A 17,350-nucleotide genomic window follows, 5' to 3' on the forward strand; every position below is an offset into this window, starting at 1 on the left:
GAGAGTGGTCTACCACCTCTTGCCCCCATCTTCACCCTTTCCCGCGTGCGGGGGCGGCTTGGGCGGGTCCGGCCGGGGCGGCCGCGGCGCTGCCTTACCCCAGCACCCTCTCCAGCGTCGCGAGCGCCCCCGCGAGCTCCTCGCCCGTGATCGTGAGCGGAGGCGCCAGGCGGATCGTGGAGCCGTGGGTGTCCTTGACCAGGACTCCCTCCCGCATGAGGCGTTCGCTGACCTCACGTCCGGTGCCGAGGGCCGGGTCGATGTCGACGCCCGCCCACAGGCCGCGCGAGCGGAAGCCGACGACGCCCTTGCCGACCAGCTCGGTCAGGCCCTCCCGCAGGGTGGCGCCCAGCTCGGCCGCGCGCTGCTGGAACTCGCCCGTCTCCAGCAGTTCGACCACCGCCGTGCCGACCGCGGCCGCCAGCGGGTTGCCGCCGAAGGTCGAGCCGTGCTCGCCCGGCCGCAGCACGCCGAGGACCTCCCGGCGCGCCACCACCGCCGACACCGGCACGATGCCACCGCCCAGCGCCTTCCCCAGCAGCACCACGTCCGGCACCACCGACTCGTGCTCCACCGCCAGCGTGCCGCCGGTACGGCCGAGCCCGGACTGGATCTCGTCGGCGATGAACAGACACCCCTTCCGCCGGGTCAGCTCACGCACGCCGGTCAGGTAACCGTCGTCCGGGATGATCACCCCCGCCTCGCCCTGGATCGGCTCGATCAGCACCGCCGCCGTCGTCTCGTCGACCGCCGCCTCCAGCGCGGTCAGGTCGTTGTACGGCACGATCCGGAAGCCCGGCGTGAAGGGACCGAAACCCTGCCGCGCCGTCTCGTCCGTGGAGAAGCTGACGATCGTCGTCGTACGGCCGTGGAAGTTGTCCGCGGCGACCACGATCGTCGCCCGGCCGTCCGGGACGCCCTTGACGTCGTAGGCCCACTTGCGGGCCACCTTCACCGCGCTCTCCACCGCCTCCGCACCGGTGTTCATGGGCAGCACCATGTCCAGACCCGTCAACGCGGCCAGCCGCTCGGCGAACTCGGCGAGCCGGTCGTGGTGGAAGGCGCGCGAGGTGAGGGTCAGCCGGTCGAGCTGGCGATGTGCCGCCTCGATCAGCGCCGGATGCCGGTGGCCGAAGTTGAGCGCCGAGTAGCCGGCCAGCAGGTCGAGGTAGCGCCGCCCCTCCACGTCCTCCACCCAGGTGCCCTCGGCGCGGGCGACGACCACCGGCAGCGGGTGGTAGTTGTGCGCGAGGACCGGCTCCTCCGCGCGGATGAGCTCCTGCGAGCCACGGGTCTCCTGCGAGCCACGGGTCTCCGGCGAGCCCTGGGTACGGACAGGTGCGGTCATGGACGGATCTCCCGGATCTCCTGGGTGCAGCACTTGATGCCGCCACCGGCCTTGTGGAACTCGGACAGGTCGACGGGGACGGGGACGTAGCCACGGTCGGCGAGCTGCCCGGCCAGGGCCGTCGCCCCCGGTGAGATGAACACATGGCGCCCGTCGGAGACGGAGTTGAGCCCGAACGCCATCGCGTCCTCGCGGGTGGCGATCACCGCGTCCGGGTACAGCCGGGCCAGCACCTCGCGGCTGCCCGGAGAGAACGCCTCGGGGTAGTAGACGATGTTCCCGTCGTGCCCCTCGTCGAGGACGAACAGCGCCGTGTCCAGGTGGTAGAAGTACGGGTCCACCAGCGTCAGGCTGATCACCGGCATCCCCAGGTACTCCTGCACCTCGCTGTGGGCCTCCCGGGTGGTACGGAAACCCGTCCCGGCCAGGATCCAGCGCCCGGCGGGCACCAGGTCGCCCTCGCCCTCGCACACCGACTCGGGGTGGTAGACGTCGTAGCCCTCCGACTTGAACCACGCCTCGTACGGCACGGACTCGGGACGGCGCTCGGGCGCGTGGAAGAGGGAGCCGAAGACGCGGCCGTCGACGACGACCGCCGCGTTCGCGGCGAAGACCATGTCGGGCAGGCCGGGAACGGGTTTCACACTGTCCACGGTATGGCCGTGGACGCGGTATGCGTCCACCAGTGCCTGCCATTGGTCCAGGGCGCGGATGACATCGACGGGTTCGTCGGGATGCATCCAGGGGTTGATCGCGTACTGCACGGCGAAGTGTCTGGGTTCGCAGACGAGGTAGCGCCGCCGGCGCGGCACACGGGAGTCGGGCACAGAGGGGTCCCTCCGCTTCCTAACGGTGTGTGACTGAGGGTTGACACCAAGGTAGGAAGTGATGGAGGCGGTCCACAAGAAACATCAGTTGCGTCTTCACGCAGGAACGCTGCGTCTTGAGACCGGCCGACGCACGCCTGATGCGCGGCCTCCGGCGCTATTCCGGCGCGGGATGGCTGGCCCCCGCCTCCGGACTCTCCGGGAGCAGATGCGACAGCACCATCACGCTGATCGTCTTGCGGATGAACGGCTCCTGGCGGATCCGCTCCAGCACCTCCTCGAAGTGCTCCACGTCCCGCGCCCGCACATGCAGCAGCGCGTCCGCGCCGCCGGTCACGGTCATCGCCGCCGTGATCTCCGGGTAGTCGCGCACGACCTCCGCGAGCCGCCGCGGCGGGGCCGCGCCCTCGCAGTACACCTCGACGTAGGCCTCCGTGCGCCAGCCCAGCGCCGACGGCTTCACCGTGGCCGTGAAACCGGTGATCACACCCGTTTCGCGCAGCCGGTCGACCCGGCGTTTGACCGCCGTGGCCGACAGCCCGATCGCCGTGCCGATCTCGGCGAAGGACGTCCTGGCGTTCGCCATCAGCGCGGTGATGATCTTCCGGTCGAGTTCGTCGAACGGCGTGGACCTGCTGTTCATGCGGGCACTGTATCCAGCGGGAACGTGCACCCCCAGCACATGTCCAGACGCACGGATCGCCCCCTACACTCCGGGTTCATGCTGCGTGCCCTGGCTGTCGACGACGAACGCCCCTCGCTGGAGGAACTGCTCTACCTGCTGCAGGCGGACCCCCGCATCGGCAGCGCGGAGGGCGCCGGCGACGCGACCGAGGCGCTGCGCCGCATCAATCGCGCCCTGGAGTCCGGTCCTGGCGGCCCCGAGGCGATCGACGTCGTCTTCCTCGACATCCAGATGCCCGGCCTCGACGGCCTCGACATGGCCCGGCTGCTCACCGGGTTCGCCAGGCCCCCGCTCGTCGTGTTCGTCACCGCCCACGAGGACTTCGCCGTCCAGGCCTTCGACCTCAAGGCCGTCGACTACGTCCTCAAGCCCGTCCGCAAGGAACGCCTCGCCGAGGCCGTCCGCCGCGCCGCCGAGCTGCGCGGCGCCGCCCCGCGCATACCCGTGCACGAACCCGACCCCGACCACCTGCCCGTCGAGCTCGGCGGCGTGACCCGCTTCGTCGCCGTCGACGACATCACCCACGTCGAGGCCCAGGGCGACTACGCCCGGCTGCACACCGGCAAGGGCAGCCATCTGGTCCGCATCCCGCTGTCCACCCTCGAGGAGCGCTGGCGCTCCCGCGGCTTCGTCCGCATCCACCGCCGCCACCTCGTCGCCCTGCGCCATATCGGCGAACTCCGCCTCGACGCGGGCACCGTAAGCGTCCTCGTCGGCTCCGAGGAACTCCAGGTCAGCCGGCGCCATACGCGCGAACTGCGCGACCTGCTCATGAGGAGGCCGTGACAGTGCCCCAGGACCACACCGAACGCCGCGTCGTCGTCACCGCCCCGCCCCGCCGCACCGTCCCCCACGCTCGGCTTCGCTCGCGCGGGAGGTACCCCCAGGCCTCCGGCTACTACCGCCCGCGCACCGAGATCGACGAGCAGACCACCCTCGGCCACACCTACGTCCGCTCCCTGATGCGCACCCAACTGCGCGCCGCCCTCGCCGTGCTCGCGATCCTCGGCCTGCTGGTCGGACCGCTGCCGCTGCTGTTCGCCGCGACGCCCGGCACCGGCCGCCTCGAATGGGCCGTCCTCGGCTTCGGCCTCTACGCCCCGCTCGTCCTGCTCGCCCGCTGGTACGTCCGCCGCGCCGAGCGCAACGAACGCGACTTCGTACGCCTCGTCGAAGACCGCTGAAGCCGCACACATGAACTCCAGCTACGCCATACCCGCCGTCGCCCTGGTCGTCGTCGCGACGGTCCTGGTCGGCGCCTTCGGTCTGCGCATCTCCCGCACGACCTCCGACTTCTACGTCGCCTCCCGCACCGTCGGCCCCCGCCTCAACGCCGCCGCCATCAGCGGCGAGTACCTCTCCGCCGCCTCCTTCCTCGGCATAGCGGGACTCCTCCTGGTCCAGGGCCCCGAGATGCTCTGGTACCCGGTCGGCTACACCGCCGGCTACCTGGTCCTGCTGCTCTTCGTCGCCGCCCCGCTGCGCCGCTCCGGCGCCTACACCCTCCCCGACTTCGCCGAGGCCCGCCTCGCCTCCCAGGCGGTACGGCGACTGGCCGGTGCCTTCGTCGTCGGCGTCGGCTGGCTGTACCTGCTGCCCCAGCTCCAGGGCGCCGGACTGACCCTGACCGTGCTGACCGGAGCCCCCGACTGGCTCGGCGGAGTGATCGTCGCCGTCGTCGTGACCGCCACCGTCGCCGCCGGCGGCATGCGCAGCATCACCTTCGTGCAGGCCTTCCAGTACTGGCTGAAACTCACCGCCCTGCTCGTCCCCGCCCTCTTCCTGGTCCTCGCCTGGCAGCACGACGGAGCCCCGCGCCACGCCTTCGACGAACCGGCCACCTTCCGCGAACAGCGCGTCGTCCGCGTGGACGACAGCGTCGCCCTCACGCTCGAAAGACCGCTGACGGTCACGGTGACCGGCACCGTGGACGGCCGTACGCACACCGATACCCGCCTCGAACTCCCCGCCGGCACCCACCACATCGAACGGGGCACCGAGCTCACCTTCGCCGCGGGGGCGACCGTCCCCGCGGCCGAGCGCAGCGGCGGCGGCGATCTGTCGCCCTCGCAGGACGAGGGCCGCGGGGAACGCCCGCTGTACGCCACGTACGGGCTGATCCTCGCCACGTTCCTCGGCACCATGGGCCTGCCGCACGTCGTGGTCCGCTTCTACACCAGCCCGCACGGCGTCGCCGCCCGCCGCACCACCGTCGCGGTCCTCGGCCTGATCGGCGCCTTCTACCTCCTGCCACCCGTCTACGGCGCACTCGGCCGCCTCTACGCCCCCGAACTCACCCTCACCGGAGACCCGGACGCCGCCGTCCTGCTGCTGCCCGACCGCATGATCGGGGGAGTGGGCGGGGATTTGCTGGGCGCGCTGGTGGCGGGCGGTGCCTTCGCCGCCTTCCTGTCCACGGCCTCGGGGCTGACCATGGCGGTCGCGGGCGTGCTCACCCAGGACGTCCTGCCGTCCCGGGGCGTACGCCATTTCCGGCTCGGGACGGTCCTCGCCATGGCCGTGCCCCTCGCGGCGAGCGTCCTCGTCGGCGGGCTCCCGGTCGCCGACGCGGTCGGGCTCGCCTTCGCGGTGTCCGCCTCCTCGTTCTGCCCGCTGCTCGTCCTCGGCATCTGGTGGCGGCGGCTCACCCCGCCCGGCGCTGCCGCAGGCATGCTGGTCGGCGGCGGCTCCGCCCTGCTCGCCGTCGCCGCGACCATGGCCGGCTACCCGGGCAAGGGCGCGCTGCACGCGCTGCTCGCCTGGCCCGCCCTGTGGTCGGTACCGCTGAGCTTCCTCACCATGATCCTGGTCTCCCTGGCGACACCCGGCCGGGTGCCCCCGGGTACGGCGGCCGTCCTGGCTCGCTTCCATCTGCCCGAGGAACTGCGCACGGAGGTGAAGACGCCATGAGCGGATTCCTGGCCGGTGTGTGCGTCGCCGTCCTCCCGGTGCTGGCCGCCGGGGTCTGGCTGGGCCGGCGCACCGCACGGGCGAAGAGCCTCGGCGGCCTCGGCACTCCCGTCGAGCACGCCACCTTCGAGACCCTGCACACCGCCTCCCTCGCCGCACCCCCGCTGCGGGCCGGCCTGACCGAGGAGACCGCCCGCAAGTCCGCCCGCAAACTGCGCTCCCTGCTCGGCACGGACGCCCTCTGCCTCACGGACCGCGAGCAGGTCCTGGTCTGGGACGGCGACGGAGCCCACCACCGCACCGAGATCATGGAACGCCTCGCGGCCGCCCTGGACACCGGCCGCGGCGAGGCCTTCCGGCTCACCTGCGACATCCTCGACTGCTCGGTGCGCTGGGCGGTCGTCGCCCCGTTCACCGTCGACGACCGTGTGCACGGCGCCCTCGTCGCCTGCGCGCCCCGTGAGTCGGCGGTTCTGGTCCGGGCCGCCGGTGAGGTGGCCCGCTGGGTGTCCGTCCAGCTGGAGCTGGCCGACCTGGACCAGTCCCGCACCCGCCTCATCGAGGCCGAGATCAAGGCGCTGCGGGCCCAGATCTCCCCGCACTTCATCTTCAACTCGCTCGCGGTGATCGCCTCGTTCGTCCGCACCGACCCCGAGCGCGCCCGCGAACTGCTCCTGGAATTCGCCGACTTCACCCGCTACTCGTTCCGCAGGCACGGCGACTTCACCGCCCTCGCCGACGAACTCCACGCCATCGACCACTATCTGGCGCTTGTGCGGGCACGCTTCGGCGACCGCCTCTCCGTCACCCTCCAGATCGCCCCGGAGGTGCTGCCCGTCGCCCTGCCTTTCCTCTGCCTCCAGCCGCTCGTCGAGAACGCCGTCAAACACGGGCTGGAGGGCAAGGCCGACAAATGCCGCATCCAGATCACTGCCCAGGACGCGGGCGCCGAGGCACTCGTCGTCATCGAGGACGACGGCGCCGGCATGGACCCCGGCCTGCTGCGCCGCATCCTCGCCCGCGAGGTGAGCCCCTCGGGCGGCATAGGGCTCTCCAACGTCGACGACCGGCTCCGCCAGGTCTACGGCGACGACTACGGCCTCGTCATCGAGACCGCCACGGGCGCGGGCATGAAGATCACCGTCCGGATCCCGAAGTACCAGCCGGGCGTGCATTCGGCGGGCCGGCTAACCCGGGAGTGAGCCGTCAGGTACTGCGTGTGGTGACCACCAATCCCAAGGTGATCAGGCCCAGGACGACCCAGCCGAACCACAGCCAGCCATTGCTCCCCAGCGCCACCGTGTAGCCCGTCACCACGACGAGGCCGCCGACGGTGAGCACTCCCATGGTCTTGGTCGAGTTTGAACCGTTCGTGGAACCGGGCATCGCAACACCCTTCTCGTGGTCCGATGCCTCCATGGTGCCTGGTGGACGCCCGGCGCGCACGGTCCTTGCGAGAGCGGGCTTCAGCGCCCCTGCGCGTTCAACGAGGCCAGATAGGCGTTGTACGCCTCCAGCTCCTTGTCCCCGTCACGGTCGGCGGCCCGGTCCGTGCGCCTGGCCTGGCGCTGGTCGGAGGCGTACCACTGGAACAGCAGCGCGACCAGCACCAGCACGGACGGGATCTCGCTGAACGCCCAGGCGATGCCGCCCGCCGCGTTCTGGTCGGCGAGTGCCTCGATTCCGAGCGAGGCGGGCGGGTTCTCGAACGTCCCGACCATCGGCTCGGACGCCATCATCAGCGCGATCCCGAAGAAGGCGTGGAACGGCATGCCCGCGAACAGCTCCAGCATCCGCATCAGGTAGCCGGGGCGGTGCGGCCCCGGGTCCACGCCCATGATCGGCCAGAAGAACACCAGGCCGACGGCGAAGAAGTGCACCATCATCGCGATGTGCCCCGGCTTGGAACCCATCAGGGTGTCGAAGAGCGGCGTGAAGTAGAGCCCGTACAGGCTCGCGATGAACAGCGGGATCGTGAACGCCGGGTGCGTGATGATCCGCATGTACCGGCTGTGCAGGAACATCAGCAGCAGCTCGCGGGGGCCCTTGCGCCCGCGACCCGCCGTCGGCAGCGCGCGCAGCGCCAGCGTGATCGGGGCGCCGAGCAGGATGAGGATCGGCGACACCATGCTGATCACCATGTGCTGCACCATGTGGACGCTGAACATGACCATGCCGTAGTCGTTCAGCCGGGTGCACATCATGAGCGCGATGGTCAGCACACCGATGACGAAGGCGACCGTCCGCCCCACGGGCCACTTGTCCCCGCGCCGCACCAGCCGCACGACACCCCAGCCGTACAGCCCCAGACCGACCAGGCAGGCGACGAGAAAGAACGGGTCCGCCGACCACTCCAGCCCTCGTCCCAGCGTGAACGGCGGCAGATCCATGGTCATGCCGTGCCCGCTGTGATCCATTCCGCCGGCTCCTGTTTCGTGGGGGTGTGCAGCAATCTGTCCGCCCCAAGACTAGAACTGCCCCCGGTCGCGGTTACGACCGGGGGCGGTACGGTGCCCTAGGGGCGCGGGGAACTGCGCGACAAGCCACACACGACCCGCACCCGGCAGATCAGCACAGCCTCAGAGAACGCACTCCGCCTCGTCGTACCGATCCTCAGGCACGGTCTTCAGCGTCTTCACGGCCTCGGCCAACGACACCATCACGATGTCGGTCCCCCGCAGCGCGGTCATCTGCCCGAACTCACCCCGGTGCACGGCCTCCACCGCATGCCACCCGAACCGCGTCGCCAGCACCCGGTCGTACGCGGTCGGCGTCCCGCCCCGCTGCACATGCCCGAGGATCACCGGCCGGGCCTCCTTGCCGAGGCGCCCCTCCAGCTCCACGGACAGCTGCCGCGCGATCCCGGCGAAGCGCTCGTGCCCGTAGATGTCCTTGCCACCCTCGTCGAAGTCCATGCTCCCGGCCCGGGGCTTGGCCCCCTCCGCCGCGACGACGATCGCGAAGCGCTTACCCGCCTCGAACCGCGCGCCGACCCGCCGGGTCAGTTCCTCTATGTCGAAGGGCCGTTCGGGAACGACGATGGCGTGCGCGCCGGCCGCCATGCCGGAGTGCAGCGCGATCCAGCCGGTGTGCCGCCCCATGACCTCGACCACCAGGACCCGCTGGTGGGACTCGGCGGTGGTCTTCAGCCGGTCCAGGGCCTCGGTCGCCACCCCCACGGCCGTGTCGAAGCCGAAGGTGACGTCCGTGACCGCGATGTCGTTGTCGATGGTCTTCGGCACACCCACGACGGGCAGACCGCTGTCCGACATCAGCCGGGCGGCCTTGAGCGTGCCCTCACCGCCGATGGGGATGATCGCGTCGAGGCCGAGCTCCTCGACATGGCCCTTGGCCCGCTCCACACCGTCCCGCAGATGGGAGGGCTGGACCCGGGAGGACCCGAGAATCGTGCCGCCGCGGGCGAGGATGCCGCCCACCGCGTCGAGGTCGAGCTTGAGGTAGTCGCACTCCAGGAGGCCCTTCCAGCCGTCCCGGAAGCCGATGACCTCGTCGCCGTGGTCCACGACGGCGCGGTGTACGACGGACCGGATGACGGCGTTCAGGCCGGGGCAGTCGCCGCCGGACGTGAGGACACCAATACGCATAGCCCGAAATACCTTCTCAACGTGGGCCGGGGACCGGACCACGTTGTCCGGCTCGAATTCCCGCCACCCTAGCGTCAGGAAGGGGCGGGACCGAACCGCACGTCCGCCTGCTGGACTACCCCGCTCACCTGTGCGGATGTGCCGTCAGACGGGCTGTTGACCAGCAGGTTGACGCGTACCTCGGGCAGGCTGCGACGCAGTGCCTACGCAGGCTGCTGAGCAGCCGCGATGCGCTCGTCGCGGAGTGCCTCGTACCAGCGGTCGTCGGTCGGCGGCAGCGCGTTGACGTCGAGCGCCAGCTTCAGCAGCAGATCCGCGATGAGCGGGTTGCGCGCGAGCACCGGGCCGTGCATGTACGTGCCGAAGACGGTGTCGTTGTACGCGCCCTCCGTGCCGTCGCCCGTGCCGTTGCCGTTGCCGAAGCGCACCTGGGCGAGCGAGCGGGCGGTGGGGCCCAGGTGGGTGACGCCCTGGTGGTTCTCGAAGCCGGTCAGCGGGGGCAGACCGAGGCGCGGGTCGATGTCGCCCAGCACGTCACCGACGCACCGCTCGCCCTCGCCGCGCACCGACACCACGTCCAGCAGCCCGAGGCCCGGCTCGCGCTGGCCGAGGTCGTTGATGAACTCGTGGCCGAGGATCTGGTAGCCGGCGCACACGGAGAACACGATGGCGCCGTTCTCCACGGCCCGCTGCAGACCGCCGTCCCGGCGCAGCCGCTCGGCCGCGAGCCGCTGCGGGCGGTCCTCGCCGCCGCCGATCAGGTAGATGTCGCCGGAGGTCGGGATCGGCTGGTCGCTGCGCACGTCCAGCCGGGCCACGTCCAGGCCGCGCTGCTGGGCCCTGCGCTGCACGACGAGGACGTTGCCCTGGTCGCCGTAGGTGCTGAGCAGGTCGGGATAGATCCAGACGACCCGCAGTTGGTTGTCGCTCACAAAAGTCCCCTGACGTCTCGTGCTCAGTTGCCGACGCGGCGGCGCAGGTCCTGGAACGCCGTGTAGTTGGCGATGACCTCGATCCGGCCCGGCGGGCACGCCGCCACGGCCTGGTCGAGGTTCTCGTAGACCTGGAAGTGCTGGTCGGCGACCTCCAGGCGCACCGCCAGGTCCAGCCGTCGGTCGCCCACGACGCAGATCGGGTGACCGGTCAGGCGCGTGTAGTCGACGTCCCACAGCCAGGAGGTGTCGGTGCCGTCGGCGCCGCGCGCGTTCACGGAGAGGATCACCGGGGTCGGCGGCGGGTCGATCAGCGAGAACGTCTCCAGCCAGCCCGCAGGGTTCTTCGCGAGCAGGAGCCGCAGGTCACGGCCCTGGAACTGGACGATGTCGTACCGTCCGGCCACCGCCTGCACCTGGTACATGCGCTCCAGCGCGACCTGCGGCGGCACCCCGAACACGGCGGCGACGGCGGCCGAGGAGGCGGCGTTGGCCTTGTTGGCGCGGCCGGGCAGCTGGAGGTGGATCGGCCAGGCCGAGCCGTGCGGGTCGAGGACGTGGTCGCCGGAGAGCGCCCAGCTCGGCGTCGGACGGCGGAAGCCGCACTCACCGCAGAACCAGTCGTCGCCCGGGCGCTGCATCACGCCACCGCAGGACGGGCAGGACCAGGCGTCGTCCTTCCACATCTGCCCGGCGGCGACCCAGATCACGTTGGGGGAGGAGGACGCCGCCCACACCACCAGCGGGTCGTCGCAGTTGGCCACGACCACGGCCTTGGAACCCGCGAGTCCCTCCCGCCAGTTCTCGGCGAGCATCCGGGTCTCGGCGGCTCGGTCGAGCTGGTCGCGGGAGAGGTTCAGCAGGGCGATGCACTTCGGGGCGGTGTCCCGGGCGACGCCGGCGAGGTACTTCTCGTCGACCTCGATCACGCCGTACCGCGCGTCCGAGCTGCCCGCGAGCGCCGAGGTGATGCCGGCCGGCATGTTGGCGCCGAGCGCGTTGGAGACGACCGGCCCGGCCGCCCGCAGTGCCTCGGCGATGAGCCGGGTGGTGGTGGTCTTGCCGTTCGTCGCGGAGACCAGGATCACGTCCAGGTTCTGCGCGAGCCGGGCGAGGAGGTCGGGGTCGAGCTTGAGCGCCACCCGGCCGCCGATCACCGAACCGCTGCCGCGTCCCGCGGCACGGGATGCCGCTGCGACCGCCTTGCCCGCGGTCACGGCCAGCTTGGCCCGCGGCGAGAGCGGGTCCGAGTTGCCTGCCATCAGTTCTCGATCCTCCTTGCGTACGCGCCGCGCCTTGAAGCCTGACGGCCACGTGGTGTGGACCTCAGCCTATCGAGATCCATTAGCACTCCCGAACCGCGGCACTGTGGCGAACTCGTGTGGGAGGCGCGGACCGACATGGACCTTACTCTTGCCGCCATGCGACACAGCCCCATCCCCGGCGCCCACGGTCGCGTGAGACCCCTCACGCTGCACGGCGACCCGCTCCTGCACACGCCCTGCGCGGAGGTCACCGACTTCGGCCCCGAACTGGCCCGGCTCGTCGAGGACTTGTTCGCGACCATGTACGCCGCCCAGGGCGTCGGCCTCGCCGCCAACCAGATCGGCGAGTCGCTGCGGGTCTTCGTCTACGACTGCCCGGACGACGAGGATGTCCGACACCTCGGTCACGTGGTGAACCCGCGCCTGGTCGATGCCGACGGAGTGGTCATCCGGGGCCCGGAGGGCTGCTTGTCCCTGCCGGGCCTGGAAGCGGGCACGGAACGCCACGACCACGCGGTGGTCGAGGGTCTCACGGTGACCGGAGACCCGGTCACCGTCCACGGCACGGGCTTCTTCGCCCGCTGCCTGCAGCACGAGTACGACCACGTGGAGGGCCGTATCTACGCGGACCATCTGACGGGCCGCCGCCACCGCAAGTTGATGCGCCAGGTGGCCCGGGCTTCCTGGAATGCCTGAGTTGTTCGTACCTCAGGGGCGCGGGGCTGTGTTCGATATGCGGCTCCGCCGCGTGGGCGCGACGGGCCCCCGCCGGCCCGCACACGGAACACGACGGTCAGAACCCCGGGCCGCCCACCCTGTCCCCGGCCGCCGCAAGACGTCCCCACAACAGGTCGGCAAGGCTCCGCACCAATTCACTACGGGAACATGGCCGTTCCCCGAGCCACCAGTCCCCGGCAGCGTGCATCATGCCGACAATCCCATGCCCCCACACCCGCGCCAGTTGCTGCCCGCCCGGCCCGAGATCCAGCCGGTCCTCGATGACCTGCGCGAGTTCCTCACCCATCCGCCGCAACAACGGCGCACTGTGCTTGCCAACATCGAACCCCTGATCACCCGGCTGGCTCCCCTCCGCCGGATGCATCAGAAACCGGTACACCTGAGGCCGCAGCTCGATCGCCGCGAGGTACGTGTCCAACGTCGCCTCGACCCGCTCCCGCCGGTCCGCCGGCGCGTCGAGCGCCGCTCGCAGTGAGTCCAGCAACGCGTCCGTGTGGCGCTTGGCAAGGGCCGCGTAAAGTCCGCCCTTGTCGCCGAAGTGCCGGTACAGGATCGGCTTGGTGATGCCCGCCTCCGCGGCGATCGCGTTCATCGAGGCGTGCGGGCCGTCGCGCAGCACCACCCGGTCGGCGGCCTCCAGCAGCTCACGCCGCCGACGGTCGGCGGACCGTTGCTGATCGGTCCGCTGCGTGGTGTCCATGTGCTCTCCCCACCCGTGCTGATTCGCTGACGCCAGCGCAAACTAACACTCAAGCATGCACCGGACATCGAACGGGTGCCGACCGGTCGGTAGGAGTTGACTTCGACTACCCACCGGTAACAGGATGGTGTTACCGCAAGTAACATGCACGTGTGCCGCCGCTGGAGGGGACGACATGGCCGATTTCACCATGGAGCTCAACGACGAACAGAAGGAGGTCCGGGACTGGCTGCACGGCTTCGCCGCCGATGTGATCCGACCCGCGGCCGCCGAATGGGACGAGCGTGAGGAGACTCCCTGGCCGGTCATCCAGGAGGCCGCCAAGGTCGGCATCTACTCCCTGGACTTCTACGCCCAGCAGTATTTCGACCCCACCGGCCTCGGTATCCCCATGGCGATGGAGGAACTCTTCTGGGGCGACGCGGGCATAGCCCTGTCCATCGTCGGCACCGGTCTCGCCGCCGTCGGCGTCCTCGCCAACGGCACCGAGGAGCAGATCGGCACCTGGATCCCCCAGATGTACGGCGACGCGAGCGATGTCAAGGTCGCCGCCTTCTGCTCCTCCGAGCCCGACGCCGGCTCCGACGTGGCCTCCATGCGTACGCGGGCCGTGTACGACGAGGCCAAGGACGAGTGGGTGATCAACGGCACCAAGACCTGGGCGACCAACGGCGGCATCGCCAACGTCCATGTCGTGGTCGCGGTGGTCGACCCGGAACTCGGCTCCAAGGGGCACGCGTCCTTCATCGTCCCGGCGGGCACACCGGGACTGGCCCAGGGGCAGAAGTTCAAGAAGCACGGCATCCGTGCCTCGCACACCGCCGAGGTCATCCTGGACAACGTGCGCGTTCCCGGCTCCTGCCTGCTCGGCGGCAAGGAGAAGCTGGACGAACGGCTCGCCCGTGCCCGGGAGAAGGCCAAGCAGGGCGGGGAGCGGGTGAAGAACGCCGCCATGGCCACCTTCGAGGCCTCGCGCCCGGCCGTCGGCGCCATGGCGGTCGGTACCGCCCGGGCCGCGTACGAAGTCGCCCTCGACTACGCGAAGACGCGCGAGCAGTTCGGCCGGCCGATCATCGACAACCAGGGCGTGGCGTTCCAGCTCGCCGACATGCGGACGTCCATCGACGCGGCCCGGCTCCTCGTCTGGCGCGCCTCCTGGATGGCGGTCAACGGCAAGCCGTTCACCGCCGCCGAGGGCTCGATGTCCAAGCTGTTCGCGAGCGAGACGGCCAAGCAGGTCACCGGCCAGGCGATCCAGATCCTCGGCGGCAACGGCTACACCAGGGAGTACCCGGTGGAGCGGATGCACCGCGACGCCGCGATCTACACGATCTTCGAGGGCACGAGTGAGATCCAGCGACTGGTCATCGCCCGGACCCTGGCCGGCACGCCCATCCGCTAACGATGTCTGAGCGGCGTCAGTTGCTCGATGTCGTACCTCGCCCGTAGCTCCCGGATCGCCGCATGATCCGGCGGACCCCCGCTGCCGAGGATCTCCAGCAGTTCCTCGAAGTACCGCTCGTGATCCGGCGGCGGGCTCGCCTGGAAGAACATCTTCGCGGGTTCGTCCGTCGGGTTGGCGAACGCGTGCGGGCAGCCCGGGGGTACGACGATCACCGTTCCCGGCGTCGCGCGCACCACCCGGTTGCCCGAAGCGGACTCCCATTGCCGCCAGTTGTCGGGGGTACGGATACGCGGTTCGAAGGCGAGGACGTCCAGCTCGCCTTCGAGCACGTAGAACAACTCCTCACTGCGGGTGTGCACATGGGCGCCGACGTCGAAGCCCGGCGGTACGACCACCTCGAAGGTGGAGGCCATGCGCGAGTGCGAGCCGGTCACCTTGAAGGTGACGTGCTGGGCAGGGGCCTGTACCACCCGGCCGTGGCCGGGCGGTACGAGCAGCCCTTCCCTCGTCGTCATCCCCGCTCACCACGTCACGGGCAGGGACTCGGGCCCGCGGATCAGCGCGCCCTTCCTGAAGGGCACCTCTTCGGCGGGTACGGCGAGCCGCAGGCCCGGAACGCCGTCGAGAAGCGCGTCGACCAGGAGTTCCGACTCCAGCCGGGCCAGCATGCCGCCCGGGCAGTAGTGCGGGCCGAACCCGAAGGACACATGGGGGTTGGGGCTGCGCAGGAAGTCGATAGTCTCCGGGTCGGGGAAGACGTCGGGGTCGCGGTTCGCGGCCAGGTACGACACGTAGATCGCGTCGCCCGCCCGGATCCGCACGCCCTTGATCTCCACGTCCTCCAAGGCGATCCGCGACAAGCCGACCGCGTTGCGGTGGGGGATCCAGCGCAGCAGTTCGTCGATGGCCTGAGGGCGGATCTCCGGCTCGGCGCGCAGCCGGTCGGCCAGGTCGGGCCGGGTCAGCAGGACGTAGAACATCTGGCCGCTGTTGTTGGTGACCGCCTCGCCGCCGATCTGGAGGAGCACCGCGAGTCCCACCCCTTCCTCCAGGGTGATCTCGCCACGGCCCAGGGCGGCGCCGAGCAGGGACGCGACGTCCTCGCCCTTGCTGCCCTCGCGTACGCCGATCAGATCGGCGAAGTAGGAGCTCATCTCCTGCTTGGCCTTCTCGCTGACCTCGGCGCCGTGCGAGGAGGACAGGATCAGCTGGGTCCAGCTGTGCATGTCCTGCCGGTCGGCGGCCGGGACCCCCATCAGCTCGCAGATGACCGCGATGGGGAACGGGCTCAGCACGGCCGCCGTGAGGTCGGCGGGCGGGCCGTCCTGGAGCATCTCGTCGACCAGTTCCGCCAGCATGCGGCGGGACCGCTCGCGCACCCGCTCCACCCCGCGCGCCGTGAACGCGGCGGCGACACTGCGACGCAGCCGGGTGTGGTCCGGCGGGTCCAGGAAGCCGACCGCGCCACGGGCCGGGATGAAGTGCGGTGCGAGCCGCGTGACCTGCCGGTCCATGACGGCCTCGCGGCTGAAGCGCGGGTCGTTGGTCACCATCCGCGTGTCGTCGTAGCGGGTGACCAGCCAGGCCCAGCCCTCGCCGTTGGGCAGCTTGACGCGGGTGACCGGGCCCTCGTCCATCAGCTCCCGCAGGACCGGGTCGAAGTCCGCGCCGGACAGGTCGAGCGCGGGCCAGTTCCGGACCGGGGGCAGCGTTTCGGTGATCGTCTCTTCGCTCATCTCACATCGTCTCGTCCGCGCGGTGCCAGCGGCCCACGGCCATCTCGGCGGTGATGCCGGGTCCGAACCCGGCGAGCAGCCCGCGTGCCCGGTGCTGGGCGCCGCCCTCCTCGAAGAGCCGGCGCAGCGCGTCAAGGACGACACCGCTGGCGATGTTGCCGTACTCGGTGAGCGTGGCCCGGCTGAAGCGGAAGGCGTGCGGGTCGACCTTCAGGAAGGTGCTGAGGTCGTCGAGTATTCGGGGACCACCCGCGTGGACTATGTAGAAGTCCAGGTCGGAGGCGTCCCAGCCATGGTCTCCCGCCAGCTCCTTCAACGCCGGGGCGAGCGGCTCCATGGTGGCCGGCACCCGCTTGTCGAGCAGGAAGTGGAAGCCCGTCGCCCGTACGTCGTACATGATCCACTCTTCGGTCTTCGGGATCAGATACGAGCCGTTGCGCTCCAGGCTGATGCCCTCGCCGCCCCGCCCGCGGACCGCGGCGGCCGCGATACCGTCACCGAACAGGCCGTTGGACAGCAGCGAGCCGACACCGATGTCGGTGGGCTGGTAGCACAGCGAGCAGAACTCGCAGGCCACGATCAGCGCGTTGGCCTCGGGGTAGGCCGTGCAGAAGTCGTGCGCCCGGTTGATCGCCGCCCCGCCGGCCGCGCAGCCCAGCTGGGCTATGGGCAGTTGCCGGGTGGTCGGGTCGAAGCCCATCTCGTTGATCAGCCAGGCCGTGAGCGAGGGCATCATGAAGCCCGTGCACGACACGTAGATGATCACGTCCACGTCGGTGGTGAGCAGCTCGGCGTGGTCGAGGGCCTGCTGGATGACCGCGGGCACCCGCGCCTTCGCCTCGGCCTCGTACAGCTTGTTGCGCTCCTCGAACCCCGGGTGTTTCAGGGTCTCCTCGATGGGCTGGACGATGTGCCGCGTGCGCACACCGGTGTTCTCTATCAGCCTGAGGGCCAGCGGCAGTTGGGGATGATCGGCGTGGCGCTCACGCGCCAGCTCAAGCGTCTCCTCCATCGTGATCACGTGCTCTGGAACGGACACCGAGGGTCTGCACAAAGTCGCCATGAACCGTGCCTGCTTTCGCCTCCCGGGAGACCCTTCGCCTCCCGGTCAGAAGGTGGTTCACCTCAGAGGGTGGTCCACCCACGATCACCCGGTGGGGCGTCGAGTTCGCGCCGGACTACGCCATCTCGGGGACGCC

General features: G+C 70.5%; 17 protein-coding genes and 1 pseudogene. 6 read left to right on the forward strand and 12 right to left on the reverse strand.

From position 1 onward, the window contains the following. Positions 1-94: 94 nt before the first annotated feature. The 3 genes from rocD to OG542_RS35035 all read right to left on the reverse strand — a co-directional run bounded on the left by rocD (position 95) and on the right by OG542_RS35035 (position 2,818). Positions 95-1,348: an ornithine--oxo-acid transaminase gene (gene rocD, locus OG542_RS35025; protein WP_328416133.1), complete on the reverse strand. Its 1,254-nt coding sequence runs from the start codon at positions 1,346-1,348 to the stop codon at positions 95-97. Continuing rightward, the gene (gene ddaH, locus OG542_RS35030) at positions 1,345-2,175 is read right to left on the reverse strand and encodes a dimethylargininase (protein ID WP_328416135.1); all 831 of its coding nucleotides are present in this window, start codon (positions 2,173-2,175) and stop codon (positions 1,345-1,347) included. Before ddaH ends, rocD begins: the two co-directional genes overlap by 4 nt. Before the next feature lie 157 nt (positions 2,176-2,332). Continuing rightward, entirely contained in the window at positions 2,333-2,818 is a 486-nt protein-coding gene (locus OG542_RS35035) for an Lrp/AsnC family transcriptional regulator (protein ID WP_184599229.1), read from the reverse strand. Between the two features lie 78 nt (positions 2,819-2,896). On the opposite strand from OG542_RS35035, the gene OG542_RS35040 reads away from it, so the two are divergent. Genes OG542_RS35040 through OG542_RS35055 form a run of 4 tightly spaced genes read left to right on the forward strand, consistent with a single transcriptional unit; the run spans position 2,897 to position 6,972 of the window. After that, on the forward strand, positions 2,897-3,646 hold the full coding sequence (locus OG542_RS35040) for a LytR/AlgR family response regulator transcription factor (RefSeq protein ID WP_184599228.1): 750 nt from the start codon (positions 2,897-2,899) through the stop codon (positions 3,644-3,646). A 2-nt stretch (positions 3,647-3,648) separates the two neighbouring features. Then, complete coding sequence (locus tag OG542_RS35045) at positions 3,649-4,044, forward strand: hypothetical protein (protein ID WP_328418232.1); 396 nt, start codon at positions 3,649-3,651, stop codon at positions 4,042-4,044. A 10-nt stretch (positions 4,045-4,054) separates the two neighbouring features. Next, positions 4,055-5,770 (forward strand): sodium/solute symporter, encoded by a 1,716-nt coding sequence (locus OG542_RS35050; protein WP_328416137.1) that lies wholly within the window; start codon positions 4,055-4,057, stop codon positions 5,768-5,770. Further along, complete coding sequence (locus OG542_RS35055) at positions 5,767-6,972, forward strand: sensor histidine kinase (protein WP_328416139.1); 1,206 nt, start codon at positions 5,767-5,769, stop codon at positions 6,970-6,972. The genes OG542_RS35050 and OG542_RS35055 overlap by 4 nt, the downstream gene beginning before the upstream one ends. Positions 6,973-6,976: 4 nt before the next feature. On the opposite strand, the gene OG542_RS35060 is transcribed toward OG542_RS35055, so the two are convergent. From OG542_RS35060 to OG542_RS35080, 5 genes are all read right to left on the reverse strand, one after another. After that, positions 6,977-7,156 carry a hypothetical protein gene (locus OG542_RS35060; RefSeq protein ID WP_184599225.1) on the reverse strand — a complete coding sequence of 60 codons (180 nt, stop codon included), beginning with the start codon at positions 7,154-7,156 and terminating at the stop codon, positions 6,977-6,979. An 80-nt stretch (positions 7,157-7,236) separates the two neighbouring features. Further along, positions 7,237-8,187: a cytochrome c oxidase assembly protein gene (locus tag OG542_RS35065; protein WP_261679742.1), complete on the reverse strand. Its 951-nt coding sequence runs from the start codon at positions 8,185-8,187 to the stop codon at positions 7,237-7,239. A gap of 162 nt (positions 8,188-8,349) precedes the next feature. Further along, positions 8,350-9,375 (reverse strand): 6-phosphofructokinase, encoded by a 1,026-nt coding sequence (locus OG542_RS35070; protein ID WP_311130098.1) that lies wholly within the window; start codon positions 9,373-9,375, stop codon positions 8,350-8,352. Between the two features lie 203 nt (positions 9,376-9,578). Further along, the gene (locus OG542_RS35075) at positions 9,579-10,307 is read right to left on the reverse strand and encodes a type 1 glutamine amidotransferase (RefSeq protein ID WP_311130097.1); all 729 of its coding nucleotides are present in this window, start codon (positions 10,305-10,307) and stop codon (positions 9,579-9,581) included. 23 nt (positions 10,308-10,330) lie between these two features. Next, entirely contained in the window at positions 10,331-11,569 is a 1,239-nt protein-coding gene (locus OG542_RS35080) for a MurT ligase domain-containing protein (protein WP_097215311.1), read from the reverse strand. A gap of 159 nt (positions 11,570-11,728) precedes the next feature. Here OG542_RS35080 and def point away from each other — a divergent pair, with 159 nt between their 5' ends. Continuing rightward, the gene (def, locus tag OG542_RS35085; protein ID WP_328416145.1) at positions 11,729-12,268 is read left to right on the forward strand and encodes a peptide deformylase; all 540 of its coding nucleotides are present in this window, start codon (positions 11,729-11,731) and stop codon (positions 12,266-12,268) included. 97 nt (positions 12,269-12,365) lie between these two features. Here the strand turns inward: def and OG542_RS35090 are convergent, their stop codons facing one another. After that, the gene (locus OG542_RS35090) at positions 12,366-13,010 is read right to left on the reverse strand and encodes a TetR family transcriptional regulator (RefSeq protein ID WP_328416147.1); all 645 of its coding nucleotides are present in this window, start codon (positions 13,008-13,010) and stop codon (positions 12,366-12,368) included. Between the two features lie 175 nt (positions 13,011-13,185). Here OG542_RS35090 and OG542_RS35095 point away from each other — a divergent pair, with 175 nt between their 5' ends. Further along, positions 13,186-14,412 carry an acyl-CoA dehydrogenase family protein gene (locus OG542_RS35095; protein ID WP_328416149.1) on the forward strand — a complete coding sequence of 409 codons (1,227 nt, stop codon included), beginning with the start codon at positions 13,186-13,188 and terminating at the stop codon, positions 14,410-14,412. Here the strand turns inward: OG542_RS35095 and OG542_RS35100 are convergent. The 3 genes and pseudogenes from OG542_RS35100 to OG542_RS35110 form a co-directional block, all read right to left on the reverse strand. Beyond that, on the reverse strand, positions 14,409-14,930 hold the full coding sequence (locus OG542_RS35100; RefSeq protein WP_311130094.1) for a cupin domain-containing protein: 522 nt from the start codon (positions 14,928-14,930) through the stop codon (positions 14,409-14,411). The genes OG542_RS35095 and OG542_RS35100 overlap by 4 nt on opposite strands. Before the next feature lie 6 nt (positions 14,931-14,936). Continuing rightward, positions 14,937-16,151: a cytochrome P450 gene (locus OG542_RS35105; RefSeq protein ID WP_261679748.1), complete on the reverse strand. Its 1,215-nt coding sequence runs from the start codon at positions 16,149-16,151 to the stop codon at positions 14,937-14,939. A 1-nt stretch (position 16,152) separates the two neighbouring features. Next, positions 16,153-17,220, reverse strand: a pseudogene (locus tag OG542_RS35110) (type III polyketide synthase); the annotation flags it as partial. Positions 17,221-17,350: the final 130 nt, after the last annotated feature.

The organism is Streptomyces violaceus, from assembly GCF_036014075.1.
Lineage (GTDB): Bacteria > Actinomycetota > Actinomycetes > Streptomycetales > Streptomycetaceae > Streptomyces > Streptomyces violaceus.